This window comes from Streptomyces sp. NPDC002328 (assembly GCF_042890065.1).
Taxonomy (GTDB): domain Bacteria; phylum Actinomycetota; class Actinomycetes; order Streptomycetales; family Streptomycetaceae; genus Streptomyces.
This window is the reverse complement of the sequence record NZ_JBIARQ010000001.1, coordinates 1,362,473-1,387,494: the sequence shown is the minus strand read 5'-3', so window position 1 is coordinate 1,387,494 and position 25,022 is coordinate 1,362,473. Positions and strand designations below refer to the sequence as shown.

Annotated in this window: 21 protein-coding genes; 19 read left to right on the top strand and 2 right to left on the bottom strand. The window is 70.8% G+C overall.

Going from position 1 to position 25,022, the window contains the following annotated elements; all coding sequences use genetic code 11:
- Positions 1 to 452 precede the first annotated feature (452 nt).
- The 8 genes from ACFYX4_RS06205 to ACFYX4_RS06170 all read left to right on the top strand — a co-directional run bounded on the left by ACFYX4_RS06205 (position 453) and on the right by ACFYX4_RS06170 (position 8,712).
- Entirely contained in the window at positions 453 to 2,525 is a 2,073-nt protein-coding gene (locus tag ACFYX4_RS06205; protein ID WP_389326798.1) for a bifunctional polysaccharide deacetylase/glycosyltransferase family 2 protein, read from the top strand.
- A complete protein-coding gene (locus tag ACFYX4_RS06200) occupies positions 2,525 to 3,841 on the top strand; it encodes an acyltransferase family protein (protein ID WP_389326521.1) in 1,317 nt (438 codons plus the stop codon). Before ACFYX4_RS06205 ends, ACFYX4_RS06200 begins: the two co-directional genes overlap by 1 nt.
- A gap of 230 nt (positions 3,842 to 4,071) precedes the next feature.
- The gene (locus ACFYX4_RS06195) at positions 4,072 to 4,725 is read left to right on the top strand and encodes a hypothetical protein (RefSeq protein ID WP_389326518.1); all 654 of its coding nucleotides are present in this window, start codon (positions 4,072 to 4,074) and stop codon (positions 4,723 to 4,725) included.
- A complete protein-coding gene (locus ACFYX4_RS06190) occupies positions 4,713 to 5,753 on the top strand; it encodes a hypothetical protein (protein WP_389326515.1) in 1,041 nt (346 codons plus the stop codon). The genes ACFYX4_RS06195 and ACFYX4_RS06190 overlap by 13 nt, the downstream gene beginning before the upstream one ends.
- A 34-nt stretch (positions 5,754 to 5,787) precedes the next feature.
- The gene (locus tag ACFYX4_RS06185; RefSeq protein WP_389326512.1) at positions 5,788 to 6,423 is read left to right on the top strand and encodes a hypothetical protein; all 636 of its coding nucleotides are present in this window, start codon (positions 5,788 to 5,790) and stop codon (positions 6,421 to 6,423) included.
- Positions 6,420 to 6,722: a hypothetical protein gene (locus ACFYX4_RS06180; protein ID WP_389326509.1), complete on the top strand. Its 303-nt coding sequence runs from the start codon at positions 6,420 to 6,422 to the stop codon at positions 6,720 to 6,722. The genes ACFYX4_RS06185 and ACFYX4_RS06180 overlap by 4 nt, the downstream gene beginning before the upstream one ends.
- Positions 6,719 to 8,110, top strand: a complete 1,392-nt coding sequence (locus ACFYX4_RS06175) for a hypothetical protein (RefSeq protein ID WP_389326506.1) — start codon at positions 6,719 to 6,721, stop codon at positions 8,108 to 8,110. The genes ACFYX4_RS06180 and ACFYX4_RS06175 overlap by 4 nt, the downstream gene beginning before the upstream one ends.
- Positions 8,111 to 8,118: 8 nt before the next feature.
- Positions 8,119 to 8,712 carry a hypothetical protein gene (locus tag ACFYX4_RS06170; RefSeq protein WP_389326503.1) on the top strand — a complete coding sequence of 198 codons (594 nt, stop codon included), beginning with the start codon at positions 8,119 to 8,121 and terminating at the stop codon, positions 8,710 to 8,712.
- Here ACFYX4_RS06170 and ACFYX4_RS06165 read toward each other — a convergent pair.
- Positions 8,695 to 9,243, bottom strand: coding sequence for a hypothetical protein (locus ACFYX4_RS06165; RefSeq protein WP_389326500.1), 549 nt, complete (start codon positions 9,241 to 9,243; stop codon positions 8,695 to 8,697). The genes ACFYX4_RS06170 and ACFYX4_RS06165 overlap by 18 nt on opposite strands.
- A 327-nt stretch (positions 9,244 to 9,570) precedes the next feature.
- Between ACFYX4_RS06165 and ACFYX4_RS06160 the strand changes: the two genes are divergently transcribed.
- From ACFYX4_RS06160 to ACFYX4_RS06125, 8 genes are all read left to right on the top strand, one after another.
- Complete coding sequence (locus tag ACFYX4_RS06160) at positions 9,571 to 10,998, top strand: nitrate/nitrite transporter (protein WP_389326497.1); 1,428 nt, start codon at positions 9,571 to 9,573, stop codon at positions 10,996 to 10,998.
- A 120-nt stretch (positions 10,999 to 11,118) separates the two neighbouring features.
- Positions 11,119 to 12,303, top strand: a complete 1,185-nt coding sequence (locus tag ACFYX4_RS06155) for a uroporphyrinogen-III synthase (protein ID WP_389326493.1) — start codon at positions 11,119 to 11,121, stop codon at positions 12,301 to 12,303.
- A gap of 513 nt (positions 12,304 to 12,816) precedes the next feature.
- Entirely contained in the window at positions 12,817 to 13,533 is a 717-nt protein-coding gene (locus tag ACFYX4_RS06150) for an ABATE domain-containing protein (RefSeq protein WP_389326490.1), read from the top strand.
- Between the two features lie 383 nt (positions 13,534 to 13,916).
- Positions 13,917 to 14,438 carry a sigma-70 family RNA polymerase sigma factor gene (locus tag ACFYX4_RS06145; protein ID WP_010039908.1) on the top strand — a complete coding sequence of 174 codons (522 nt, stop codon included), beginning with the start codon at positions 13,917 to 13,919 and terminating at the stop codon, positions 14,436 to 14,438.
- Between the two features lie 50 nt (positions 14,439 to 14,488).
- Positions 14,489 to 15,268, top strand: coding sequence for an anti-sigma factor family protein (locus ACFYX4_RS06140; RefSeq protein ID WP_389326487.1), 780 nt, complete (start codon positions 14,489 to 14,491; stop codon positions 15,266 to 15,268).
- 109 nt (positions 15,269 to 15,377) lie between these two features.
- A complete protein-coding gene (locus ACFYX4_RS06135) occupies positions 15,378 to 17,804 on the top strand; it encodes a HelD family protein (protein WP_389326484.1) in 2,427 nt (808 codons plus the stop codon).
- A gap of 336 nt (positions 17,805 to 18,140) precedes the next feature.
- Complete coding sequence (locus ACFYX4_RS06130) at positions 18,141 to 19,568, top strand: NAD-dependent malic enzyme (RefSeq protein WP_389326481.1); 1,428 nt, start codon at positions 18,141 to 18,143, stop codon at positions 19,566 to 19,568.
- Positions 19,569 to 19,856: 288 nt separating this feature from the next.
- Positions 19,857 to 20,138 (top strand): HU family DNA-binding protein, encoded by a 282-nt coding sequence (locus ACFYX4_RS06125; protein ID WP_004000874.1) that lies wholly within the window; start codon positions 19,857 to 19,859, stop codon positions 20,136 to 20,138.
- A 539-nt stretch (positions 20,139 to 20,677) separates the two neighbouring features.
- Here ACFYX4_RS06125 and murA read toward each other — a convergent pair.
- Positions 20,678 to 22,018, bottom strand: a complete 1,341-nt coding sequence (murA, locus tag ACFYX4_RS06120) for a UDP-N-acetylglucosamine 1-carboxyvinyltransferase (protein ID WP_389326477.1) — start codon at positions 22,016 to 22,018, stop codon at positions 20,678 to 20,680.
- Positions 22,019 to 22,281: 263 nt separating this feature from the next.
- Between murA and ACFYX4_RS06115 the strand changes: the two genes are divergently transcribed.
- The 3 genes from ACFYX4_RS06115 (at position 22,282) to ACFYX4_RS06105 (ending at position 25,009) form a co-directional block, all read left to right on the top strand.
- Positions 22,282 to 22,854, top strand: a complete 573-nt coding sequence (locus ACFYX4_RS06115; RefSeq protein WP_389326474.1) for a YqgE/AlgH family protein — start codon at positions 22,282 to 22,284, stop codon at positions 22,852 to 22,854.
- Positions 22,855 to 22,883: 29 nt separating this feature from the next.
- On the top strand, positions 22,884 to 23,168 hold the full coding sequence (locus ACFYX4_RS06110) for a DUF3039 domain-containing protein (protein ID WP_389326471.1): 285 nt from the start codon (positions 22,884 to 22,886) through the stop codon (positions 23,166 to 23,168).
- Between the two features lie 194 nt (positions 23,169 to 23,362).
- Entirely contained in the window at positions 23,363 to 25,009 is a 1,647-nt protein-coding gene (locus ACFYX4_RS06105; protein WP_389326795.1) for a beta-N-acetylhexosaminidase, read from the top strand.
- Positions 25,010 to 25,022 lie beyond the last annotated feature (13 nt).

The window sequence follows — 25,022 nt, the reverse complement described above, 5'->3', positions numbered from 1 at the left end:
CTCGCCGCCTGACCCGTCCCTCGTCCCCGGAGAACGTCCCCTTCATGGCATCTCACACCGGCCGGCGTGCGACCCGACGGTCCGCCGGCCACGCATCCCACTCCGCTCCGTCCGCCCCGTCGGCCCCGTCCTTCGACGGCGGCCCGGACGCCCGCTCCTCGACCGGTCCGCCGGACACGCCCGCAGATCCCTACGAGCCGAACGCGCCCTACGAGCCGTACGCCTCCCCAGCGCCCGACGGGGCGAGCGGCGGGGCCGGCGGCGGGCACCGCTCCACGCGACGATCCGCCCCGAGGTCCGCGCAGCGCTCCGCCCCACGGCGGTCGCGAGGCCGCCGCATATCCGGCGGGCGGGCCGCCGGAGGCGGTGAGAACCGGGCCGCCGCGGCCCGGCGGCGGCTGCTCCAGCCCCTGCGGCTGCGCCATCTGCTGCCCCTCCTCGTCCTCGTGGCGATGATGGCGATGCTGATGCTGCGCGGCTATGTGCACAGCGAGGTCCTCGCCGACTACCGCATCCGCCCCGAGGCCGCCGCCGACCGGGTGCCGCAGAAGATCCGGGAGGGCGGCCCCGTCGTCGACACCCGTGGCGGCCAGGCGACCAGCATGGACGTACCGGACCGCCGGATCGTCCTCACCTTCGACGACGGCCCCGACCCGCGCTGGACGCCGCAGGTCCTCGACGTCCTGAAGAAGCACGACGCGCACGCCGTCTTCTTCATCACCGGCACCATGGCCTCCCGCCACCCCGAACTCGTCAGGCGGATGGTGGACGAGGGCCACGAGATCGGGCTGCACACCTTCAACCACCCCGATCTCTCCTACCAGTCGAAGAAGCGCATCGACTGGGAGCTGACCCAGAACCAGCTCGCCCTGGCGGGCGCCGCCGGCATCCGCACCTCCCTCTTCCGCCCGCCGTACTCCTCCAGCGCCTCCGCCCTGGACAACAACTCCTGGCCGGTGACGCAGTACGTCGGCAGCCGCGGCTACCTCACCGTCCTCACCGGAGCCGACAGCGAGGACTGGCGCAGGCCGGGCGTCGCCCAGATCATCCGCAACTCCACACCGCCGAAGGGCAAGGGCGCGATCGTGCTCATGCACGACTCCGGCGGCGAACGCAGCCAGACGCTCAAGGCACTTGACACCTACCTCCCTCAACTCAAGAGCCAGGGCTACCAGTTCGACAACCTCACCGGCGCGCTCGACGCCCCGAGCGCGCACACCGAGGTGGCCGGTCTCGAACTGTGGAAGGGCCGCGCCTGGACCGCCCTGGTCGCCGCCGCCGACAGCCTCACGGGCTTCCTCGTCGTCGGCCTCGCCGTCATCGGCTTCCTCGTCTTCGCGCGCTTCGGCCTCATGCTGCTGCTGTCCGCGATCCACACCCGCCGCACCCGCCGCCGCGACTTCGTCTGGGGTCCCGACGCGCCGGTCACCGAGCCGGTCTCGGTCCTCGTCCCGGCGTACAACGAGGCCAAGTGCATCGAGAACACGGTCCGTTCGCTGGTGAAGAGCGATCACCCGGTCGAGATCCTGGTCATCGACGACGGCTCGGCCGACGGCACCGCCCGCATCGTCGAGGAACTCGACCTGCCCGGCGTACGCGTCGTCCGCCAGGTCAACGCGGGCAAGCCGGCCGCGCTCAACCGCGGCATCGCCAACGCCCGGCACGACATCATCGTGATGATGGACGGCGACACGGTCTTCGAACCGTCCACCGTCCGCGAGCTCGTCCAGCCGTTCGCCGACCCCCAGGTGGGCGCGGTCGCCGGCAACGCCAAGGTCGGCAACAAGAACAAGCTGATCGGCGCCTGGCAGCACATCGAGTACGTGATGGGCTTCAACCTCGACCGCCGGATGTACGACGTCCTGCGCTGCATGCCCACCATCCCCGGCGCGGTCGGCGCCTTCCGCCGCACCGCCCTGAACCGGGTCGGCGGCATGAGCGACGACACCCTCGCCGAGGACACCGACATCACGATGGCCATGCACCGCGACGGCTGGAAGGTGGTCTACGCGGAGAAGGCGCGCGCCTGGACCGAGGCGCCGGAATCGATCCAACAGCTGTGGTCCCAGCGCTACCGCTGGTGCTACGGCACCATGCAGGCGATCTGGAAGCACCGCCGGGCCCTGGTCGAGCGGGGCCCGTCCGGCCGCTTCGGCAGGGTCGGACTGCCGCTCGTCTCCCTCTTCATGGTCGTGGCCCCGCTGCTCGCCCCGCTGATCGACCTGTTCCTGATCTACGGCCTGCTGTTCGGCCCGACCGGCAAGACGATCGCGGCCTGGTTCGGCGTCCTCGCGGTGCAGGCGGCCTGCGCGGCGTACGCCTTCGTCCTCGACCGCGAACGCCTCACCCCGCTGATCTCCCTGCCGCTCCAGCAGCTCATCTACCGCCAGTTGATGTACATCGTGCTGCTCCAGTCCTGGATCACGGCCCTCACCGGCGGCCGCCTGCGCTGGCAGAAACTGCGCAGGAAGGGGCAGGTGGCGGCACCGCCGGGCGAGGTGGCGATGGAGAGGGGCACGGCCTGATGAGCCACCGGCCCCCGGACGCCTGGACGTCGGTCCCGGCTGCGGCTGCGGCTGCGGCTTCGGCGTCCGGGGCGGCGGAGGCGGAGGCAACGACGACGACCACATCGTTGACCACACCTCTGCCGGAGACGACGCGCACGTCGACGCGGTCGAGAACGGCAGGGTCACCGCAACCCCGCCCCCGCGACCGCTACTTCGACCTCCTCCGGGCGGTCGCCCTCTTCCGCGTCGTCTTCTACCACCTCATGGGCTGGGCCTGGCTGCCCGTCGTCTTCCCCTCCATGGGCGTGATGTTCGCCCTGGCCGGCACCCTCATGGCCCGCTCCCTCGCGGGTCGCCCCGCGACGGCCGTCGTGCGCGGGCGCGTCCGCCGCCTCCTGCCGCCGCTGTGGCTGCTGGGGGCGGTCGGCGTGACCGGCATGCTGCTCGGGGGCTGGGGCCCGGACGACGGCGACGGCGACCCCGTCCGCTGGTGGCTCCATCTCGCCCTGTGGATCGTCCCGTTGAGCGATCCGCCCTACGGCGAGGGACTCCCCGGCGTCGACGGCCTGATCGCCGACAACTGGGCGACGGCGATGGCGGTCCCCCTGTGGTACCTCCGGGCCTACCTGCTGTTCGTGCTCCTCTCCCCGCTGCTGCTGCGCGCCCTGCGCGTCGCGGCGTGGCCGACGATCCTCGCGCCGATCGCGCTGTCGGCGGCGCTGGAGCGGGGCCTGCTGACCGTGCCGTACTGGCGGCTGGACTCGGCGCTCAGCGACTTCGGCGCGTTCGGGGCCTGTTGGCTGCTGGGCATGGCCCACCAGCGGGGCGTGCTGCGCCGGATGCCCCGGTACGTCGTCTGCTCGCTGGCCCCGGCGGTCGGCGCCGCCGGTCTCTGGTACGCCCTGGGCGACGGCTTCCGGCAGGGCCACGACCTGGACGACATGCCGTTCGCCCAGTCCCTGTGGTCCTTCGCGACGGTGCTGCTCCTGCTGCGCTTCAGCCCCGCCTGGCAGGAGTGGCCGCGCCGCCTGCGCCGCTGGGACGGGCTGATCACACTGCTCAACTCCCGTGCGGTGACGATCTACTTGTGGCACAACCTGTGCATCGTCCTGACGGAGTCCCTGTGGGACCACCTGTGGGACGTCACCCTCCTGGAGACCCACGCCTCCTGGCTGTTGCTGAGCCCGTGGCCCCAACTCCCGCTGATCTGGCTGCTGACGGCGGCGTGCGTGGTCTGCTTCGGCTGGGTGGAGGACCTGGCGGCGTCCCGCAGACCACGCGTGTGGCCGAACGGGAGGACGGGCAAGGGGACGGGCACTCACCGGGCGAGGTGAGCGAGCCGGGGCTGCGACTCGGCGAGCTGTTTGCACAGGCCAACTGGCGACGCTCACGGGGGCCGGGGTGTGGCTCAACAATCCTTGAGGAGCCGGAACTTCCGCCCTCGCCCCCGCCGGAATCGGCATTCACTCACCGTCCGACAGCAATTCGCTCTGGTGCCTTCCCCCGCGCCCCGGCTACCGTAACGCTGCTTCCTCAACCCCAGACGCCCCACCAGGAGCCCCTCGTGACCCGCCGCCCCCGCCTGCTCGCCACAGCCGCCGCCGGAGCGACGGCCGCCCTCCTCCTGACGGCCTGCGGCGGCTCCAGCGACCCGAAGGACAACGACAAGATCGCGGGCGCGGAAACAGGAAGCAAGACCCCGACACCCCCAAACACATCACCTCCGACAACGGGGGACCGACCGAAGATCGAGCTGCCGGCGGACGTGTCGCTCACCTTCAGTCCGGAGAAGACGGGCGACGCCATCAAGGACGCGATTCTTCAGGACAACGCGGAGCTGGTTCGAGCGCTGGACGCCGCCATCGAAGCGCAGGATCCGCGGTTCCCGGCTCTCGAGTACTACACCGAGGGCGAGGGTGCCGCAGCGGCTCAGCAGTGGGTGCAGTCGTTCAAGGACACCGGCTACACCGTCACCGGAGCGGTGCGTTACTTCGACCGCCAAGTGGTCCTCGAGTCCGCGGACAAAGCCTCGCTGAGCTACTGCGCGGACGAAAGCAAGGGCTACAACAAGGTCGTCAAGACCGGCGAGATCAAGAAGACGCAGGCGACCAAGAACAGCTACGTGGCCTACGGAGTGCAGGTGCAGAAGAACGCGAAGGGGGTCTGGGAATTGGTGAAGATCGCTTCCACCCGTGGGGCCGACCGGTGCCAGCCGTGATCCGGCCCGTCCGCGCCGCCGCGGCGCTGCTGGCCGCAGGCTCGCTCTGCCTGCTCTCGTCCTTCCCCGCGGGCGCGGACCAGGGCCCTCCCGGCGGCTCCTTCGGCGGATCCGGCAACGGGACGTCGGGCGACGCCGACGGTGACACCCTCTCCGCGACCGCCGGAGGCATCGTCTTCGATCGTTCCAAGAACGGCACCGGCCCCGCCGCCGGCCCCGTCACCGCGGCGACCTCCTGGACCCCGCCCGCCTGCTGGTACGCGCCGAAGTACACGCCGGAGCAACTTCAGGCGTACCTGGAGCCGATCTGGGAGGCGGAGTCCACCGGCTACGAGTGGGACGCCGAGCAGCGCGAGAAGTACCTCAACAAGGAAGAGCCGGACAAGGACTTCAACAAGGACAGGACCGGCAAGGGCTACTGGTGGGGCTCGTACGTCAACAAGTCCTTCCCGCCCGGTTGGGACAAGTGCGACGCCGACTACTTCTGGGTGGACCAGGGCGACCCGCCTCCCCCCGGCATCGTGAACGCCGTGACCCCCCGGATCCTCGCCGAACTCGCCTACGCCGAGATCCGCGTACCCACGACCGAGATCACCCTCGCCCCCGCAGGCACCACGAAGGTCAACCTCCCGACGTGGGCCTGGCTGGACGCCGCCGACTTCAAGCCGGTCTCCGTCACCGCTTCCGTCCCGGTCCTCGGCATCAGCGCGACCACGACGGCGACGCCGGTCTCCCTGCGGATCGACCCGGGCACGCCGGACGCGCAGACCTACCCCGCCTCCGGCGTCTGCGAGAGCACGGGCAGCCGCATCGGCGAACCGTACGAGAAGGGCAAGGCCGACCTGACCCCGCCCTGCGGAGTGAAGTACCTGCGCTCCTCGGGCGACACATCCTTCCCCCTCCGAGCCACGGTCACCTGGCAGATCACCTGGACCGGCACCGGCAACACAGGCGACAGACTCCCGGACGGCAGCTTCGGCGCCCCCCAGAATGTGGTAGTCCAGGAGATCCAAGCCGTCAACCGCTAACGTGCTTTGACCAGATGTGCTCGGGGGAACCAAAGTGGATCACATGGAGAAATCGGCATCAGCCGACCTACCCGGCGCGGCAGCTCCGGTCTTCGGGCTGATCACACCCGAGGACTGGTACCGCATTCCACTCCAGCCGCAGGACCGCCGTGAAGCCGCCGTCCACGCGTTGATCAAGCGCCAGTTCGCGGGCGCGGACGACCAGCCGGTCCTGCGCCGCAAGGCGGAGCATCAACTGCTCGGCACGGCCGAAGCGGGTGTGACGCAAGGCGGCGTCGTGCTGTACCTCTCCTTCATGGAGGCCGTCGGCGTCCCTTTGTCCGCGTCGCTCCTTGTCAGCCACCTCCGCACGAAGTTCGACGACCTCGACGCCGTAGCGGCACTCGTCGGGTCCGGTGAGGTGGGTCTGGTGACGCTGCCCGCGGTCGGCCGGGCGGCCAGGCTTCAACGCCGCGAGCGCGCCAAGCAGACACGGAAGTTGGGGTCCGAGTTCGAGGACACCGTCGTTGAGTACTTCGTCCCGCTTCCGGATCGCGAGGAGGTGCTGATGCTGACTTTCAGCACCCCGCTGGAACCGATCGCGGAGGCGATGGTGGGACTGTTCGACGCGGTGGCCGGCACCCTGCGCTGGCAGCGCCGAAACGCGGAGGCGGAAGGAGCAGCGGAATGAGCGAGAAGCTCAAGGTGTCGACCGACGACCTGCACACGGCAGGTACGGGCCTTCGGACGGTGGCGACCGAACTGGAAGGCCTCGACAAGCTCATGGACGCCTACGACCGACGAACCGTCGGACATCAACTGCTGCACGAGCGGTTGCAGGACTTCTCCGACGGCTGGGACGACAACCGCAAGAAGATGATCGAGGAGATCCAGGGTCTCGGGAAGCTCGCCAAGGAGGCCGGCAAGGCCTACACCGAGGTCGACATCGCGCTGTACGACGCGCTGGTCGGCAAGGGGAAGCAGAAGTGACCCGCCCGGCCGGACACCGATGGGAGGTGCTGGGGGAGAGCGGCGACCCGGTGCCGGGCGACGTCCACGACATGAAGGCCCTTGCCGGTCGGTTCGAAGCCACGGCGAAAACCATCACCGACACGGCGGACGCGCTGCGTCGGCTCGGAAATCTGGAGAGTTGGGACTCCGACGCGGGGCGCGCCTTCGCCGAGAAGGCGAACGACACCGCGAAGACAGTGAGCAAGGCTTACAAGCGCTATGCCGACGGTGGCGCGGCCCTCAAGGAGTACTACACCGACCTGGAGACCATTCAGGGCGAGGCGGACAAACTGCTCAGGGATGCCGAGACGCAGAGCAGCGACCTGGCCACGGCGAAGTCCAAGGCCAAGAACCCGCCCAAGGGCACTGACAATGGTGCGCAGGACAAGCTCGACAAGAACGTGACCGACCTCCAGGACGGGCTGGACGGGCTGCGCTCGCAACTCTCCTCGCTGAAGCAGCGGCACAGGGACGCCGGTGACAAGGCGGCAACGAAGATCCACGACACCACCGAGAGCGACGGCCTCAATGACACGTGGCTCGACGATCTGCGTGACACCCTGAAGATCGTCAGCGAGATCACAGGAGCCGTCGCCGCGGTCTGCGGAATCCTGGCACTGCTCGTCGGCTGGATCCCGATCATCGGTCAGGCTCTCGCCGGTGTGCTGGGCACGATCGCTTTGGTGATGACAGCCGTCTCACTCATCTGCCATGTACTGCTCGCCGTCAACGGCGACGGGTCCTGGAGCGACGTGGCGGTGGACGTCCTCGGGCTGGCGACGTTCGGCATCGGCCGGGTCTTCTCCTCGGGCGCCAAACTCGCGGCCACGGTCGGGCGCAGCAGGGTCTGGAACGCGGCCTCGCAGTATGTTCGCGGGTGGCACCCGAATCTGAGTTCGGCCGCGCGGCGCACGCTCGTCGAGCGGATGGTCGGTCCGCGGGCCGGTGCCGTTCCCGATCTCGCGCTGCCCGACGTGTCGCTGGCAGCCGCCTTCCGAGGTCTTCCCACCTCCTTCGCGGACGACGTGGCGAAGATTCGCAGCAACTGGCGCGACCTGTTCAAGTTCGGCGACAACACGTCTGCGGTCCGTGACGCATACAACGTGGCCGGTGCGCGGGGTGTGGCGAGCATGTACGCGGGACCTGGCATGGTCGACGAACTCGGCCGGATGAAAGGCATCGATGCCGCGGATTTGGGCTTCATCGGAACACCCGACGCCTTCAAGCAGGCCATCGCGTACAACACCGTGTCACTCGGCGGCACCAGCGTGGGCGCGACCTCCGACAGCATCAGCTTCTTCGGGTTGTTCGGAGGCGATCCGGAGATCGACGTCACCGGCTCCGACGCCTCGCTGGCAGGAGGGTGAGCCGAGACATGACGCCCGCGACTGCGAACGACTGGCATGAATGCCAGGTCGTCCTGCCCGCTCCGCACAACTGGCTGGTGCTGGACCTGCAACGCACGGACCAGGAGGCGTGGGCCGGCAAGGTCGCGGGGGAGCATGTGGCCGCAGATGCTTGCTCCGAGGTCCGTGATGCGTTCGCTGCGGATGTCCTGTGGTACCGGGACTCTGCGCTTCGCCAAGGAGCTTTGTGCGCGGCACTGCTGGTACCGGCGGACAGCGCGGTGATCGCCTCCTACACGGTCCGGGAACTGAAAGTCTCCCGGGAGTTCCTGAGCGTCGAAGCCCTGCGCGCCGAAGCGCTTCGCTCGGAGGGCCCGTACTTCGGCGGCCAACGACTCGCTCAGGTCGAGCTTCCGTTGGGCCCGGCGCTCCGAGTCCACCGCCAGGAGCCGACCGCGCCAGACAGTGACGGGGGCACGATTGTGGAAGGCGTGGCGCACTACATCGTGCCGCGTGAGCACTCCACGGTCCTGGAGTGCCGGCTGCTGTGGTCGAACCTGGGGTTCGGCGAGGAACTGCTGAAGATGGCAGAAGAGTTGGCGGAATCAGTCCGGCTGGTCTGAACCCGGTCGGCGGGGCGACGGAGGCCGTCCCGTCACGCCGCGCAACCCGATCTTCTCCCAGGGCGCAAGTGCTGCCGGCACCCAGCTGAAACCCACGGCGAGAACCGCGACGAACGTGGTGAGCGGCTGCGGCAGAAACGATCCCAGCAGCGACACGGCGAAGGCCACGATCAGGAGACATACGTCGAAGACGAGCAGCGCGAGCAGCTTCCGACCGGCCGCGCCGGCTCCCACACGGGGAGTGTCCTCGTTGCCCCTGACCATGCCGAAGAGAACCGTGGGCAGCAGCAGACCGGAGATGCCGCCGACACCGATGCCGCCGATCACCAGTGCTCCCTGTCCATCCTCGGGAACCACGGACGACAGGGGCGGGGTGTCGCCCAGCCTGAGTAGAAGTGCCACGCAGGCGAAGGCCCCTAGCAACGTCGTCGCGAGGACGAAGATAAGCCCTGCGGCGAAAAGCACCTTCCCGCCGAAGGAACGCTGAGCACGTGATGCCTTCGGGGTTTCGGGCCTCGAGTCGGCCGGCATGGACCCTCCCATCCCTGTGCGGGGTCCGCTAGAGAATATCGAGCTGCTCGACGATCAAAGACCTCTGGCGTCGAGGAATCAATCTGGAACGGGCGCCTTCGCCGCCACCCGGAGCAGTACACTCCGAATCCCTGTTCGGCGGTCCTGCGCCGCCCCACCCGCACTCCCCGTGAACCGAACCTCTCACCCCACCCCCGCTCAAGGTGAGAGCAACGTTCCCTTCCGGTCACCCATCGCCACAGGGTGGAAACGCGCCCTCCCTACCTTCGGGACTCATCACCGCTCATTCCCCCGAACCACCCGAGCCCCGGAGCACGTGGAGGCGTCATGACAGCCGCTGGGACAGGTCCCGCAACCCAGGAGTCCTCAGCATCCCCGGCATCCCCGACCGCGTCGGCCGCGCCGAAGCGGGGGAGCCGTTGGATCGAGCAGTGGGATCCGGAGGACGAGGCCTTCTGGAACGCCACCGGCGAGAAGGTCGCCCGTCGCAACCTCCTCTTCTCCGTGCTCTCCGAGCACATCGGCTTCTCGGTCTGGACCATGTGGTCCGTGCTGGTGCTCTTCATGGGCCCGGAGTACGGGCTCACCCCGGCGGACAAGTTCCTGCTGACGTCGATGGTGACGCTGGTCGGCGCCGTCGTGCGGGTGCCGTACACCTTCGCCGTCGCCGTCTTCGGCGGCCGTAACTGGACGATCGTCTCGGCCCTGCTGCTGCTCGTCCCCACGGTCGCCGCGTTCACGGTGATGGAGCCGGGCACCTCGTTCGGCACCTTCCTCCTCGTCGGCCTGCTCGCGGGCATCGGCGGCGGCAACTTCGCCTCCTCCATGACCAACATCAACGCCTTCTTCCCGCTCCGCAAGAAGGGCTGGGCGCTCGGCCTCAACGCCGGCGGCGGCAACATCGGCGTGCCGGTGCTCCAGCTGATCGGCCTCGCCGTCATCGGCGCCGCCGGCGGCCCGCGCGTGCTGCTCGGGATCTACATCCCGCTGATCGTGATCGCCGCGGTCCTCGCCGCGCTGTACATGGACAACCTCGCCTCGGTGAAGAACGACACCGGCGCCGCGATCGACTCCGCGAAGGACGCCCACACCTGGATCATGTCCTTCCTCTACATCGGCACGTTCGGTTCCTTCATCGGGTACTCCTTCGCCTTCGGGCAGGTCCTGACCAACCAGTTCGGCCGTACGCCCCTCCAGGCGGCCTACCTCACCTTCATCGGCCCGCTCCTCGGGTCCCTGATCCGCCCCGTCGGCGGCTGGCTCGCCGACCGCTACGGCGGCGCCCGCATCACCCTCTACAACTACGTCGGCATGGCCGCCGCCACCGCCGTCCTGATCTTCGCCAGCATGCAGAAGTCGCTGGGGCTCTTCGTCGCCGTCTTCGTCGTGCTCTTCGTGCTCAGCGGCCTCGGCAACGGATCGACGTACAAGATGATCCCCGGTATCTTCCAGGCGAAGGCCCTCGCCAAGGGGCTCGTGGGCGAGGAGGCCGCCGCCCACGGACGCCGGCTCTCCGGCGCCTCCATGGGGCTCATCGGAGCGGTCGGCGCGCTCGGCGGCGTCGGCATCAACCTGGCCTTCCGGCAGTCCTTCCTCTCCTACGGCTCCGGAACCGGCGCGTTCGTCGCCTTCCTCGCCTTCTACGGCGCCTGCTTCGCGGTCACTTGGGCCGTATACCTTCGCCGTCCCGCCGGCCGGATCACCGCCTCCGGCGCCTCCGGGGCGAAGCCGCAGCTCAGCTACGCCGAGGTGTGACGTAACACTGGCGACATGAAGCCGAACCGAGCCTGTCACGCACCGTTGACAGGCTCGCTCGGCATGCAGGTGAAACGCCACCTCGTGTAGGTGCTTCGACTCGAGCGCGGGACGAGAGTTATGTACGAGCAGCAACAGCAGGGACCGAAACAGGCCGGCGGCGGCCGGGACGCCGAAGCGCACGGACCCCTCGCCGGGTTCACCGTCGGCGTCACCGCCGCGCGCCGCGCCGACGAGCTCGGCGCGCTGCTCCAGCGGCGCGGTGCGGCGGTGCTGCACGCGCCCGCCCTGCGGATCGTGCCGCTCGCCGACGACGGCGAACTGCTCGCCGCCACCGAGGACCTCATCGACCGGGCGCCCGATGTCGTCGTCGCCACCACCGCCATCGGCTTCCGCGGGTGGGTGGAGGCCGCCGACGGCTGGGGGCTCGGTGAGCGGCTCCTCGCCCGGCTGCGGGACGTCGAGCTGCTCGCGCGCGGGCCCAAGGTCAAAGGGGCGATCCGCGCCGCGGGGCTGACGGAGGACTGGTCGCCGTCGAGCGAGTCGATGGCGGAGGTGCTCGACCGGCTGCTGGAGGAGGGCGTCGACGGCCGCCGGGTCGCCGTCCAGCTGCACGGCGAGCCGCTGCCGGGGTTCGTTGAGGCGCTGCGGGCCGGGGGAGCGGAGGTGGTGGGCGTGCCGGTGTACCGGTGGATGCCGCCGGAGGACCTCTCGCCGCTCGACCGGCTTCTCGACGCCACCGTCTCCCGCGGGCTGGACGCGGTCACCTTCACCAGCGCGCCCGCCGCCGCCTCGCTGCTGTCGCGGGCGGAGGAGCGGGGGCTGCTGTCCGACCTGCTCTCCGCCCTCCACCACGACGTGCTGCCGGCCTGCGTCGGGCCGGTCACCGCGCTGCCGCTCCAGGCACGCGGCGTGGACACCGTGCAGCCTGAGCGGTTCCGGCTCGGGCCGCTCGTGCAGCTGCTGTGCCAGGAGCTGCCGGCGCGGGCGCGGGCGCTGCCCGTCGCCGGGCACCGGATGGAGATCCGGGGGCACGCGGTGCTGGTCGACGGCTGTCTGCGGCCCGTGCCGCCGGCCGGGATGTCCCTGCTGCGCGCGCTGTCCCGGCGGCCGGGCTGGGTGGTACCGCGGTCGGACCTGCTGCGGGCACTGCCGGGCGCGGGCCGCGACGAACACGCCGTCGAAACCGCGATGGCACGCCTGCGTACGGCCCTCGGCACTCCGAAACTCATCCAGACGGTGGTGAAACGCGGCTACCGCCTGGCCCTGGATCCGGCAGCCGACACGAAGTACGCGGACGCGTGAACGAAGCCTGAGCGAGAGGGCGTTGACCGATCCCGGGGCGAGGGGAACGCGGGGTGAGGCGGTGGCGCGCTGAGCTGAGGGGTGAGCTGGGGGTGGGCCGAGCGAGCGCTGAGCAGGCGGGCGGACGAGCGGAGGACCGTGCCGCGATCGGGCGGAGGGCTCGCCTGCGGCCTGCGGCCTGCGGGCTGCGGGGCAGGCCGAGCCGTGGCTTGATCGAGGCTGCGGAGCCCCTGAGCCCCGGAGCCCCTGAGCGGTGAGCTGGTTCGTGGGTCGCGCAGTGATCCGAGCGCTGGGCTGTTGAGCGCGCGGTGGAGGGCATGAGCCGCGCTCCAAGTAGCGGCCTGCGCCTCCTCCTCAGCCTTCGGCCGAGCAGCGGTCCGGCCTCGGTGCCCGAGCAGCCGCTCACCCCGGTGACCCAGAACGCCGCCCCCGGTACGAGGGCTTCCGTGGGCGGCGGGTGCCCGGCACTGTGTGTAGGACTCCGAGAGGTCCTTTCGAGGCGGTGACAGGCACATGGCACTGGGTACGCCCTCGGCCACTCCGGCCCCCCACGACCTGCGGTTCGACGCCGGACGGATCTGCCTGGACCTCCTCGCCACCACCCATCCCCTCGAACGCCTCGACGCCCTCCCGGCGTTGTGCGCGTGGATCACCGGGTCCGGGCTCGTCCCGCCGGGCACGCCCCTCGCCCACGCCGACCCCGCCTGGCCGGCCGCCTTCCGTGAACTGCGCGGACATGTCGGACAGTTGGTGCACGGCTGGCTCGCCCACGACGTCCACGACGTCCACGACGTCCACGACGTCCACGACGTCCACGACGTCCACGACGTCCACGACGTCCACGACGCCCACGACGTCCACGACGTCCACGACGACCTCGCCCTCACCCACGCCACCACCCGCGCCCTCGCCCACGTCAACCAAGCCGCCCGTGCCGCCCCGCCCCCGGCTCCCCTCGCCGTGCGCGCCCAGGACGGCACGCTCGTACGGCGGTTGGACGGACCCCCGGCCTGCGCCGCGCTGCTCGCCGAGATCGCGCGGGACGCCGTGGAGCTGCTGACCGATCCCGCCGCGCGGGCGGGGCTGCGGCAGTGCGAGGGTGACAACTGCCCGATCGTGTACGTCGACACCTCCCGCGGGCGCAGAAGACGCTGGTGCTCCAGCGAGGTCTGCGGCAACCGGGAACGGGTGGCCCGCCACCGCAGGCGCGCGGCACTGGCCCGCGCGTGACGGCCTTTCGGCGGCCCTTCACCTTCACGCGCACGCGCCCACGACGACCCTCCCCCCTCAACTCCCCGTCCGCTATGCCCCGTTCGTAACCCCACTGTCGAAGTGATTTCGATTACACACCGTTTACCTTTACGGCCGACCGGGAACCGCCCTCGCTCCGTCCCGTGTGGCGAAGTTGTGAAGGAAGGGGGGTGGGAATGTGCCTCCATGTCCCCCTCGTCATGACACCTCGAAGAAAACTGTCGCCCCACTTTGAACACTCAACTCATCGCTTGCGTACCGGTGTGGGAGCGACCGACTGGGGGAACCCCCGGACACCGGAGGTGGGCGTGCGCAAGGATGCGGCCGTGGCCAATGAACGTGGATCGAGGGCCCGACATCGCATGTCCCAGCCCTCGGAGCCTGACGAGGAGCTGATGCGTGCCCTGTATCGGGAGCATGCCGGACCCCTGCTTGCGTATGTCCTGCGCCTGGTTGCCGGAGACCGTCAACGAGCTGAGGACGTCGTACAGGAGACGCTCATCCGGGCCTGGAAGAACGCCGGCCAGCTCAATCGAGCGACCGGATCTGTACGCCCCTGGCTGGTGACGGTCGCACGCCGCATCGTCATCGACGGCCACCGCAGCCGGCAGGCCCGGCCGCAGGAGGTCGACCCGTCGCCGCTGGAGGTCATTCCCGCGGAGGACGAGATCGACAAGGCGCTGTGGCTGATGACGCTGTCGGACGCACTCGACGACCTGACCCCGGCCCACCGGGAGGTGCTCGTCGAGACCTATTTCAAGGGGCGTACCGTCAATGAGGCGGCCGAGACGCTGGGCATACCCAGCGGCACCGTGCGCTCACGGGTGTTCTATGCCCTGCGGTCGATGAAGCTGGCTCTGGAAGAGCGGGGTGTGACGGCGTGATGAGCATTTACGGGGGGTTCGGAGCGGGAGGGCCGGGTATGTCTGGCCCCATGCAGGGAGCTGTGGGATCTCCGAGCCCGAGCGAACACGAGACCGTCGGCGCCTACGCCCTCGGCATCCTCGACGACGCCGAGGCGACCGCTTTCGAGGCACATCTCGCCGGATGCGAGTGGTGCGCCCAGCAGCTCGACGAGCTGGCCGGGATGGAACCGATGCTGGCCGCGCTCGCGGACCTGCCGGGCTCCGGGACGCCCGCGATCGGCGAGTCCCTCTCCGCCAAGCCCAACCCGCGACTCGCGGAACGGCTGGTCGACGAGGTGGCCGACCGCCGCGCCGCCAAGCGCCGCCGCTCCTTCTTCATGCTCGCGGCCGCGGTCGCGCTGATCGCCGGCGGCCCGCTGGGCGTGCTCGCGGTGACCGGCGGTGACGACGGCGGCGGAGCCCAGACGCTTCAGGCGGACACCGCCAACCCCGCCAAGGCCGTCTTCGACGCGCTCCCCGACAAGAAGTCGGCCACGGACGCCTCCACCAAGGTCTCCGCGACCGTCGCCATGTCCGAGAAGGCGTGGGGCACCCAAGCCGTCGTCCAGCTCTCGAACGTCGCGGGTCCGAACAAGTGCTCGCTCATCGCCGTCGGCAAGAACGGCGAGCGCGAGACCGTCTCCTCCTGGTCGGTGCCGGAATGGGGCTACGGCCTCCCGGACGCCAAGACCGAGCAGGCCAAGCAGCCCCTGTACGTACAGGGCGGCGCCGCCTTCACCCCCAACCAGATCGACCACTTCGAGATCATGACCTTCGACGGCAAGAAGCTCGCCCAGATCGACGTCTGATCCTCCCGCAGCTTTGGGGCCTGTCCGGCGAGTCCGGGCAGGCCCCTCGCCTCCACCGGCCCCCTTCGCGTACGGTTGACGGCTGCCCAGCACGTCAGAAGGGGGCCCGGTGGCCGCTCAGGCACAGCAGGAAACCGCGGTCGGCCCGGTTCGGGACGCGATCCAGGACTCAGTCCAGGACTCCGTCCGCGACCGGGAGATCAGCATCGAACAGGAACACCTGGACCGGGTGTACCGCCGGCTCGAGGAGAAGATCCACGAGGCCGAGTTCCTCATGCACGACGCGGCCCAGCGCGGCCACGTCGGAACGCCCGGCGCGCTCGCCGAGCGGGACGCGCAGGTCTTCCGGGCGGGCGTCCACCTCAACCGGCTCAACAACGAGTTCGAGGACTTCCTCTTCGGCCGTATCGACCTCCTCCGCGGCCAGGACGGCAAGAAGGGGCCCGACGGCGCCTACACCGCCGTCGAGCCCGCCGACGGCGCCGTACGGGACGACCACACCGCCGACATCGCCGAGACCCTGCACATCGGGCGCATCGGAGTCCTCGACGCGGAGTACGCCCCGCTGGTGATCGACTGGCGGGCGCCCGCCGCCGCCCCCTTCTACCGCTCCACCCCGGTCGCCCCGGGCCGGGTCGTGCGCCGCCGGGTGATCCGCTCCAAGGGCCGCCGCGTCCTCGGCGTCGAGGACGACCTGATGCGCCCCGAGCTGAGAGCCTCCCTCGACGGACAGGAGCTGCCCGTCGTCGGCGACGGCGCGCTGATGGCCGCCCTCGGCCAGGCCCGCAGCCACACCATGCGCGACATCGTCGCCTCCATCCAGGCCGAGCAGGACCTCGTCATCCGCGCCCCCGCCGCCTCCGTCACCTACGTCGAGGGCGGCCCCGGCACCGGCAAGACGGCCGTCGCCCTCCACCGCGCGGCCTACCTCCTCTACCAGGACCGGCGCCGCTACTCGGGCGGCATCCTGATCGTCTCGCCCACCCCCCTGCTCGTCGCCTACACCGAGGGCGTCCTGCCCTCCCTCGGCGAGGAGGGCCAGGTCGCCGTCCGCGCGATCGGCTCCCTCGTCGACGGCGTCGAGGCCGGCCTGTACGACTCCCCGGCGGTGGCCCGCGCCAAGGGCTCGTACCGGATGCTGAAGGTCCTGCGGAAGGCGGCGCGCGGCGCCCTCGAACTGGGCCGCCCCGGCGCCCCCGCGGCCGGTCAGCTCACCCTCGACGACACCGGCCACGACAGCGGTGACGGCATCGGCGGTGGCACCGGCCCGGCCGCCCAGGTCCCCTCCGGTCCGCCCGCCCGCCTGCGCGTCGTCGCCTTCGGGCGGCGGCTGGAGCTGGAGGCCGGGGACCTGGAGCGGATCCGGCGGTCCGCCCTCGGCGGCACCGCGCCCGTCAACCTGCTGCGCCCCCGCGCCCGCAAGCTCCTCCTGGACGCCCTGTGGGAGCGCTCCGGCTCCGCCGGCCGGCACACCGACGCCGAACTCGCCGCCGAACTGCGCTCCTCCTTCGACGAGGACGTCACGAGCGAGGACTCCTTCATCGAGTTCCTCGACGCATGGTGGCCGGAGCTGACGCCGAAGGCCGTCCTCGCGGCCATGGCCGACGAACGGCGGCTCGGCCGCTGGGCCCGCCGCATCCTCAACCCCGGCGAGGTCCGCAGGGTCGCCCGCTCGCTGAGGCGGGACGGCCACTCCGTGCACGACATCGCGATGCTCGACGAGCTCCAGGCGATCCTCGGCGCACCGGCCCGCCCCAAGAAGCGCCGCGAACTCGACCCGCTGGACCAGCTCACCGGCCTGGAGGAGCTGATGCCGGTGCGCGAGGAGACGCAGCGCGAGCGGGCCGAACGGCTCGCCCAGGAGCGCACCGAGTACGCGCACGTCATCGTCGACGAGGCGCAGGACCTCACGCCGATGCAGTGGCGCATGGTCGGCCGCCGCGGCCGGCACGCCACCTGGACGGTCGTCGGCGACCCCGCCCAGTCCTCCTGGTCCGACCCCGACGAGGCCGCCGAGGCCCGCGACGAGGCCCTCGGCACCCGCCCGCGCCGCCGCTTCCGACTGACCGTCAACTACCGCAACCCGGCCGAGATCGCGGAGCTGGCCGCGAAGGTGCTGGCGCTCGCCATGCCCGGCGCGGAGTCCCCGGCCGCGGTCCGCTCCACCGGCGTCGTCCCCCGCTTCACGGCCGCCTCGGGCTCGCTCGGCGCGACCGTGCGCGCGGAGGCCGAACGCCTCCTGGACCGGGTCGACGGCACGGTCGGCGTCGTCGTCGCCATGAACCGCCGCGAGGAGGCGCGCCGCTGGCTCGCCGGGCTCGGCGACCGCGTGGTGGCGCTCGGCAGCCTGGAGGCCAAGGGCCTGGAGTACGACGCGACGGTGGTCGTCTCCCCGGCGGAGATCGCCGACGAGTCGCCGGCCGGACTGCGGGTGCTGTACGTCGCCCTGACCCGGGCGACCCAGCAGCTCACGGTCGTCTCGGGGGAGCGCGACGAACCGGACGCGGACGGAATGCCGGACCTGCTGCGCGACTGAACGGGATCCCGCCTCCGGGACCGAACGGGGGCCGCTTTCTGTGAACTCGCCGGACGGGAATGGCCTTCCGGGTTCCGTTTGTTAGCCTGGATGTGACACCGGCCCGATCCAAGCCCCCGGGCCCAACCTTCGTCGCTACGAGCGACCACTTGCCGCGAGGCGAGCATGGCGGGTCGGTGTCATCTCCGTGAGGGAGAGGCCCACGTCCGATGTGACGTGGGCCTCTTTCGTTGTGAACAAAACGTTCGCAATCCGACGCGGCTAACTCCTACCCGGCAGTAGGTGCGACGATCGGACCGCAATCCGCGACACCGGTGAAAGCAGAGGAAGTCGGCCATGGCAACGGCGCCCAGCGTCTCCTACTCGATGACGGTCCGGCTGGAGGTGCCCGCGAGCGGAACCGCGGTCTCCCAGCTCACCACGGCCGTCGAGTCCCACGGAGGCTCGGTCACCGGCCTCGACGTCACCGCCTCCGGCCACGAGAAGCTGCGCATCGACGTCACCATCGCGGCCACCTCCACCGCGCACGCCGACGAGATCGTCGAGCAGCTGCGCGGCATCGAGGGCGTGACGCTCGGCAAGGTCTCCGACCGTACGTTCCTGATGCACCTCGGCGGCAAGATCGAGATGGCGTCGAAGCACCCCATCCGCAACCGTGACGACCTGTCCATGGTCTACACGCCGGGTGTGGCCCGCGTCTGCATGGCGATCGCCGAGAACCCCGAGGACGCGCGCCGCCTCACCATCAAGCGCAACTCCGTTGCGGTCGTGACGGACGGCTCCGCCGTGCTGGGCCTCGGCAACATCGGCCCGAAGGCCGCGCTGCCCGTCATGGAGGGGAAGGCGGCCCTGTTCAAGCGGTTCGCCGGCATCGACGCCTGGCCGATCTGCCTCGACACCCAGGACACCGACGCGATCGTCGAGATCGTCAAGGCGATCGCCCCCGGTTTCGCCGGCATCAACCTCGAGGACATCTCCGCGCCCCGCTGCTTCGAGATCGAGGCCCGGCTGCGCGAGGCCCTCGACATCCCCGTCTTCCACGACGACCAGCACGGCACCGCGATCGTCGTCCTCGCCGCCCTCACGAACGCGCTGCGTGTCGCGACCAAGGCGATCGAGAACATCCGCGTCGTCATGTCCGGCGCCGGCGCGGCCGGCACGGCCATCCTCAAGCTGCTGATCGCGGCGGGCGTGAAGAACGCCGTCGTCGCCGACATCCACGGCGTCGTCCACGCCGACCGCGAGGACCTCGTGGACGCCGCTCCCGGCTCGGCGCTGCGCTGGATCGCCGACAACACCAACCCCGAGGGCCTCACCGGCACCCTCAAGGAGGCCGTGCGCGGCGCCGACGTCTTCATCGGCGTCTCCGCCCCGAACGTCCTCGACGGCGACGACGTGGCCGCCATGGCCGACGACGCCATCGTGTTCGCGCTCGCGAACCCCGACCCCGAGGTGGACCCGGCGATCGCCCGCCAGACCGCGGCGGTCGTGGCCACCGGCCGCTCCGACTTCCCCAACCAGATCAACAACGTGCTGGTGTTCCCGGGCGTCTTCCGCGGCCTGCTGGACGCGCAGTCCCGCACGGTGAACACCGAGATGATGCTCGCGGCGGCGAAAGCCCTCGCCGACGTGGTGACCGAGGACGAGCTGAACCCGAACTACATCGTCCCGAGCGTCTTCAACGACAAGGTCGCGGGCGCGGTCGCCGGCGCGGTCCGGGAGGCCGCGAAGTCGGCGGGCGCGGCAGCGCTCTCGCAGCCGTAACGACGTCGACGTCCCGCGCGCGGGGGCTGTGAGGATCGCCACGGCCGGCCCCCGGCGCGTCGTGGAACCCCGCTCGCGGGGCATGCCTCTACTGTGACGGCCGGGTCTGGCGCTCTTCGTGTGACTCCCAAGGGTGTTCTCACGACTCCTGCGGGTGCCGGATTGGCTTTACCGCCGCAGGTAGGGGCAGGATGCGTTCCTGGGCGCGTGGGCATCGACTTCGCTGTCCCCCATGCGGCTCCGCCGCGTGGCACGCCTCAATGGCAAGAAGAACACGGGAGTAACAACATGAACCGCAGTGAGCTGGTGGCCGCGCTGGCCGACCGCGCCGAGGTGACTCGCAAGGACGCCGACGCCGTCCTGGCCGCCTTCGCCGAGGTCGTCGGCGACATCGTCTCCAAGGGCGACGAGAAGGTCACCATTCCCGGCTTCCTGACCTTCGAGCGCACCCACCGTGCCGCTCGCACCGCTCGCAACCCGCAGACCGGCGACCCGATCCAGATCCCGGCCGGCTACAGCGTCAAGGTCTCCGCGGGCTCGAAGCTCAAGGAAGCGGCCAAGGGTAAGTGACGCTCCGCTGAGAGCGCCGTCCACTGACGCCGTGGGCAGGTAGCGCCGTCGGCGGCTGCGGGCCGCCACTGGCCGGTCGCGCAGTTCCCCGCGCCCCTTCGGGGCGCGTGCGCCGAGGCGCGTCTGCCGAGGGCGCGGACAATGCCGATGGGGCGGTCACCCGGACACGGGTGGCCGCCCCATCGGCGTTCCTGCAACCAAGCGTCAGCCCGGAGCCCCCGGCCGAGGCGGTGCTGCCCCGGCCGGTGTTGCCGGGCGGCCGTCAGCCGAGCGCCTTGCCCGGGAGTTCGACCTTCGCGCCCAGCTCCACGAGCTTCTCCATGCTGTGTCTGCCCGGGGGACGACCCCCGGAGCCCCCGGCCCGGGGCGGTGCTGCCCCGGCCGGTGTTGCCGGGCGGCTGTCAGCCGAGTGCCTTGCCCGGGAGTTCGACCTTCGCGCCCAGCTCCACGAGCTTCTCCATGCTGTGTCTGCCCGGGGGACGACCCCCGGACCCCCGGCCCGGGGCGGTGCTGCCCCGGCCGGTGTTGCCGGGCGGCCGTCAGCCGAGTGCCTTGCCCGGGAGTTCCACCTTCGCGCCCAGTTCCACGAGCTTCTCCATGAAGTTCTCGTAGCCTCGGTTGATGAGGTCGATGCCGTGGACCCGGGAGGTGCCCTGGGCCGCCAGGGCGGCGATCAGGTAGGAGAAGCCGCCGCGAAGGTCGGGGATGACCAGGTCGGCGCCCTGGAGCTTCGTGGGGCCGGAGACGACCGCGGAGTGCAGGAAGTTGCGCTGACCGAAGCGGCAGTCGGAGCCGCCCAGGCACTCGCGGTAGAGCTGGATGTGCGCGCCCATCTGGTTGAGCGCGGAGGTGAAGCCGAGGCGGGACTCGTACACCGTCTCGTGGACGATGGACAGGCCCGTGGCCTGCGTCAGGGCGACGACCAGCGGCTGCTGCCAGTCGGTCTGGAAGCCGGGGTGGACGTCCGTCTCCAGCGCGATGGACTTCAGCTGGCCGCCGGGGTGCCAGAAGCGGATGCCCTCGTCGTCGATGCGGAAGGCCCCGCCCACCTTGCGGTAGGTGTTCAGGAACGTCATCATCGACCGCTGCTGGGCGCCGCGGACGTAGATGTTGCCCTCGGTCGCCAGCGCGGCGGACGCCCAGGAGGCGGCCTCCAGGCGGTCCGAGAGGGCGCGGTGGTCGTAACCGCCGAGTTTGTCCACACCGGTGATGCGGATCGTGCGGTCGGTGTCCATCGCGATGATGGCGCCCATCTTCTGAAGGACGCAGATCAGGTCCTCGATCTCCGGCTCCACGGCCGCGTTCGAGAGCTCCGTGACGCCCTCCGCGAGGACGGCCGTCAGCAGCACCTGCTCGGTCGCGCCGACGGACGGGTACGGCAGCCGGATCTTCGTGCCGCGCAGCCGCTGCGGAGCCTCCAGGTACTGGCCGTCCGCCCGCTTCTCGATCTTCGCGCCGAACTGCCGCAGCACGTCGAAGTGGAAGTCGATGGGCCGGCCGCCGATGTCGCAGCCGCCGAGACCGGGGATGAACGCGTGCCCCAGGCGGTGCAGCAGGGGGCCGCAGAACAGGATCGGGATGCGGCTGGAGCCCGCGTGCGCGTCGATGTCGGCGACGTTCGCGCTCTCGACGTAGGTCGGGTCCATCACCAGCTCGCCCGGCTCCTCGCCCGGACGGACCGTCACCCCGTGCAGTTGCAGCAGGCCGCGTACGACCCGCACGTCACGGATGTCCGGAACGTTGCGCAGCCGACTCGGCTCACTGCCCAGCAGGGCGGCGACCATGGCCTTGGGCACGAGGTTCTTCGCACCGCGGACACGGATCTCGCCCTCGAGCGGGGTTCCGCCGTGGACAAGGAGGACATCGTCGTTGACGGTCATGTATCTCGCGTTCCATGGAAGTGGGGCAGGGCCAGAGAGAGACAGAGTAATCGCCGAGTGGCCTTGTCCCGTAAGCCCAGGAGCCCCTCAGGGACGTCATGGCTGTGTCACAACACGAACGGTTCCCCGACGGGCACGCAAGGTCACCGGAAGGCCGTCTCCGTGTCCGTGCGCCCGAACCGCGTCCGTGAGCCCGACCTGCACTCACCCGCCCGCCCCCACCGCCTCCCCCTATCCAGGGAAGATGCGGGATCATGTCTGGCATGACCGAGGTGTCCTCGCTCACAGGGCGGCTGCTCGTGGCAACCCCCGCCCTGGCGGACCCGAACTTCGACCGTGCGGTGGTGCTCCTCCTCGACCACGACGAGGAGGGCTCGCTCGGCGTCGTCCTCAACCGCCCGACGCCGGTGGGCGTGGGCGACATCCTGGAGGACTGGGCGGATCTCACCGGCGAACCGGGCGTCGTCTTCCAGGGCGGCCCGGTCTCCCTCGACTCGGCGCTGGGCGTCGCCGTGATCCCCGGCGGCTCCGCCGTCGACGGCGCGCCCCTGGGCTGGCGGCGGGTGCACGGCGCGATCGGCCTCGTCGATCTGGAGGCCCCGCCGGAGCTGCTCGCCTCGGCCCTGGGCTCGCTGCGGATCTTCGCCGGGTACGCCGGCTGGGGCCCGGGCCAGCTGGAGGACGAGCTGGCGGACGGCGCTTGGTACGTCGTCGAGTCGGAGCCGGGCGACGTGTCCTCGCCGGCGCCGGAGAAGCTCTGGCGCGAGGTGCTGCGCAGGCAGCGCAACGAACTGGCGATGGTGGCCACGTATCCGGACGACCCTTCGCTCAACTGATGGGTGTGAGCTTCAGTACCCTTGGGCGCATGAGCACTCTTGAGCCCGAGCGCGGCACTGGTACGGGGACCCTCGTAGAGCCGACGCCGCAGGTGTCGTCCGGTGACGGTGACCACGAGCGCTTCGCGCACTACGTCCAGAAGGACAAGATCATGGCGAGCGCTCTCGACGGGACCCCCGTCGTAGCGCTGTGCGGCAAGGTCTGGGTGCCCGGTCGTGACCCGAAGAAGTACCCCGTCTGCCCCATGTGCAAGGAGATCTACGAGTCCATGGGCGTCGGCGGCGGCGACGACAAGGGCAAGGGCGACAAGTAGCCGCCCGACTTCGTGAAGGCCCTCGGGGCACGCGCTTTTCGGCGTGCGCCCCGAGGGCCTTCACGTCGTTCCGCCGCCGGGGGTGTCCGGGGGCGTCCCCGGGGGGCGTCCGGGAGGCGGCACAGATTGGTCGAGACCTCTTGTGGCCGGGTTCGCGAGGTCACTAGCCTCCGGCCGTGGACGCTCTCGCGCACATGACGGACGTGATCCCCGCGCCCCGGCGCGTCATCCGCCACGGCCCCGGACCCGCGTCCGGCGGCGGCCCCGGCGGACCCTGCGGCCTCGACGAGGCGACGCGGCTGGTGGCGGGGCCCGGCGCCGAGGGCGTCGCACGCCGGCTGCGGTCGGAGCTCGGGGCGGCGACCGGGCTGAACCTCCCGGAGGGCGGTGGCGGCCCCGGCTCCCGCATCGCGCTGAGCGTCGTGGCGGATCTGCCCCCGGAGGGCTACCGGCTCGTCCTCGACGGCCCGGACCTGCTGATCCAGGGCGGCGGCGCGGCCGGCGTCCACTGGGGCGCGCAGACCTTCCGGCAACTCCTCGGCCCCGACGCCTTCCGCCGGGCCCCGCTGCGGCGCGAGAAGGCCTGGGACCTCCCCGCGGTCACCGTCGAGGACGCCCCCCGCTTCCGCTGGCGCGGCCTCCTGCTCGACGTCGCCCGGCACTTCATGCCCAAGGACGGCGTCCTGCGCTACCTGGACCTGATGGCCGCGCACAAACTGAACGTCCTCCATCTGCATCTCACGGACGATCAGGGCTGGCGCGTCGAGATCGAGAGGTACCCGAGGCTCACCGAGGTCGGCTCCTGGCGCTCCCGTACGAAATTCGGCCACCGCGCCTCACCGCTGTGGGACGAGAGGCCGCACGGCGGCTTCTACACGCGGGACGACATCCGGGAGGTCGTCGCCTACGCCGCCGAGCGGCATATCGACGTCGTCCCCGAGATAGACGTGCCCGGGCACTCGCAGGCGGCCGTCGCCGCGTATCCGGAACTCGGCAACACCGACGTCATCGACACCACCGCCCTCTCCGTCTGGGACACCTGGGGGGTCAGTCCCAACGTACTGGCCCCCACTGACAACACCCTGCGCTTCTACGAGGGGGTGTTCGAGGAGATCCTGGAACTCTTCCCCTCGCGGTTCGTGCACATCGGCGGCGACGAATGCCCCAAGGAGCAGTGGCGGCGCTCGCCGGCCGCGCAGGCGCGGATCGCGGAACTCGGCCTCGCGGACGAGGACGAGCTCCAGGCGTGGTTCGTCGCGCACTTCGACAAGTGGCTCTCCGCGCGCGGGCGTCGGCTCATCGGCTGGGACGAGATCCTGGAAGGGGGCCTCGCCCCGGGCGCGGCCGTGTCGTCGTGGCGGGGGTACGCGGGCGGGATCGCCGCCGCGCGCGCGGGGCACGACGTCGTCATGTGCCCCGAGCAGCGGGTCTATCTGGACCACCGGCAGGACGGCGGCGCCGACGAGCCCGTGCCGATCGGCTATGTGCGCACCCTGGAGGACGTCTACCGGTTCGAGCCCGTGCCGCCGGAGCTGACGCCGCGGGAGGCGGCGCACGTGCTGGGCACGCAGGCCAACCTGTGGACGGAGGCGATGGAGGACCACGCGCGCGTGGACTACCAGGCCTTCCCCCGGCTCGCCGCCTTCGCCGAGGTCGCCTGGAGCCGGCTGCCCGCCCCGGCGGAACGTGACTTCGCCGGCTTCGAGCGGCGGATGCAGGCCCACTACGCGCGACTTGACGCCCTGGGCGTCGCCTACCGGCCACCGGGCGGCCCCAAGCCCTGGCAGAAGCGGCCGGGAGTACTCGGCCGGCCGATCGACGGCCCGCCCCCCGACCGGTAGGCCGACGGCCCGG

Excerpts from the sequence above, each read along its gene's own strand:
- ACFYX4_RS06165 (WP_389326500.1), bottom strand. The coding sequence starts at position 9,243 with ATGCCGGCCGACTCGAGGCCCGAAACCCCGAAGGCATCACGTGCTCAG.
- ACFYX4_RS06115 (WP_389326474.1), top strand. The coding sequence starts at position 22,282 with ATGACCGAGGTGTCCTCGCTCACAGGGCGGCTGCTCGTGGCAACCCCC.
- ACFYX4_RS06105 (WP_389326795.1), top strand. The coding sequence starts at position 23,363 with ATGACGGACGTGATCCCCGCGCCCCGGCGCGTCATCCGCCACGGCCCC.
- ACFYX4_RS06160 (WP_389326497.1), top strand. The coding sequence starts at position 9,571 with ATGACAGCCGCTGGGACAGGTCCCGCAACCCAGGAGTCCTCAGCATCC.
- murA (WP_389326477.1), bottom strand. The coding sequence starts at position 22,018 with ATGACCGTCAACGACGATGTCCTCCTTGTCCACGGCGGAACCCCGCTC.
- ACFYX4_RS06140 (WP_389326487.1), top strand. The coding sequence starts at position 14,489 with ATGCAGGGAGCTGTGGGATCTCCGAGCCCGAGCGAACACGAGACCGTC.
- ACFYX4_RS06155 (WP_389326493.1), top strand. The coding sequence starts at position 11,119 with ATGTACGAGCAGCAACAGCAGGGACCGAAACAGGCCGGCGGCGGCCGG.
- ACFYX4_RS06170 (WP_389326503.1), top strand. The coding sequence starts at position 8,119 with ATGACGCCCGCGACTGCGAACGACTGGCATGAATGCCAGGTCGTCCTG.
- ACFYX4_RS06150 (WP_389326490.1), top strand. The coding sequence starts at position 12,817 with ATGGCACTGGGTACGCCCTCGGCCACTCCGGCCCCCCACGACCTGCGG.
- ACFYX4_RS06200 (WP_389326521.1), top strand. The coding sequence starts at position 2,525 with ATGAGCCACCGGCCCCCGGACGCCTGGACGTCGGTCCCGGCTGCGGCT.
- ACFYX4_RS06110 (WP_389326471.1), top strand. The coding sequence starts at position 22,884 with ATGAGCACTCTTGAGCCCGAGCGCGGCACTGGTACGGGGACCCTCGTA.
- ACFYX4_RS06145 (WP_010039908.1), top strand. The coding sequence starts at position 13,917 with ATGTCCCAGCCCTCGGAGCCTGACGAGGAGCTGATGCGTGCCCTGTAT.
- ACFYX4_RS06130 (WP_389326481.1), top strand. The coding sequence starts at position 18,141 with ATGGCAACGGCGCCCAGCGTCTCCTACTCGATGACGGTCCGGCTGGAG.
- ACFYX4_RS06125 (WP_004000874.1), top strand. The coding sequence starts at position 19,857 with ATGAACCGCAGTGAGCTGGTGGCCGCGCTGGCCGACCGCGCCGAGGTG.
- ACFYX4_RS06205 (WP_389326798.1), top strand. The coding sequence starts at position 453 with ATGATGGCGATGCTGATGCTGCGCGGCTATGTGCACAGCGAGGTCCTC.
- ACFYX4_RS06180 (WP_389326509.1), top strand. The coding sequence starts at position 6,420 with ATGAGCGAGAAGCTCAAGGTGTCGACCGACGACCTGCACACGGCAGGT.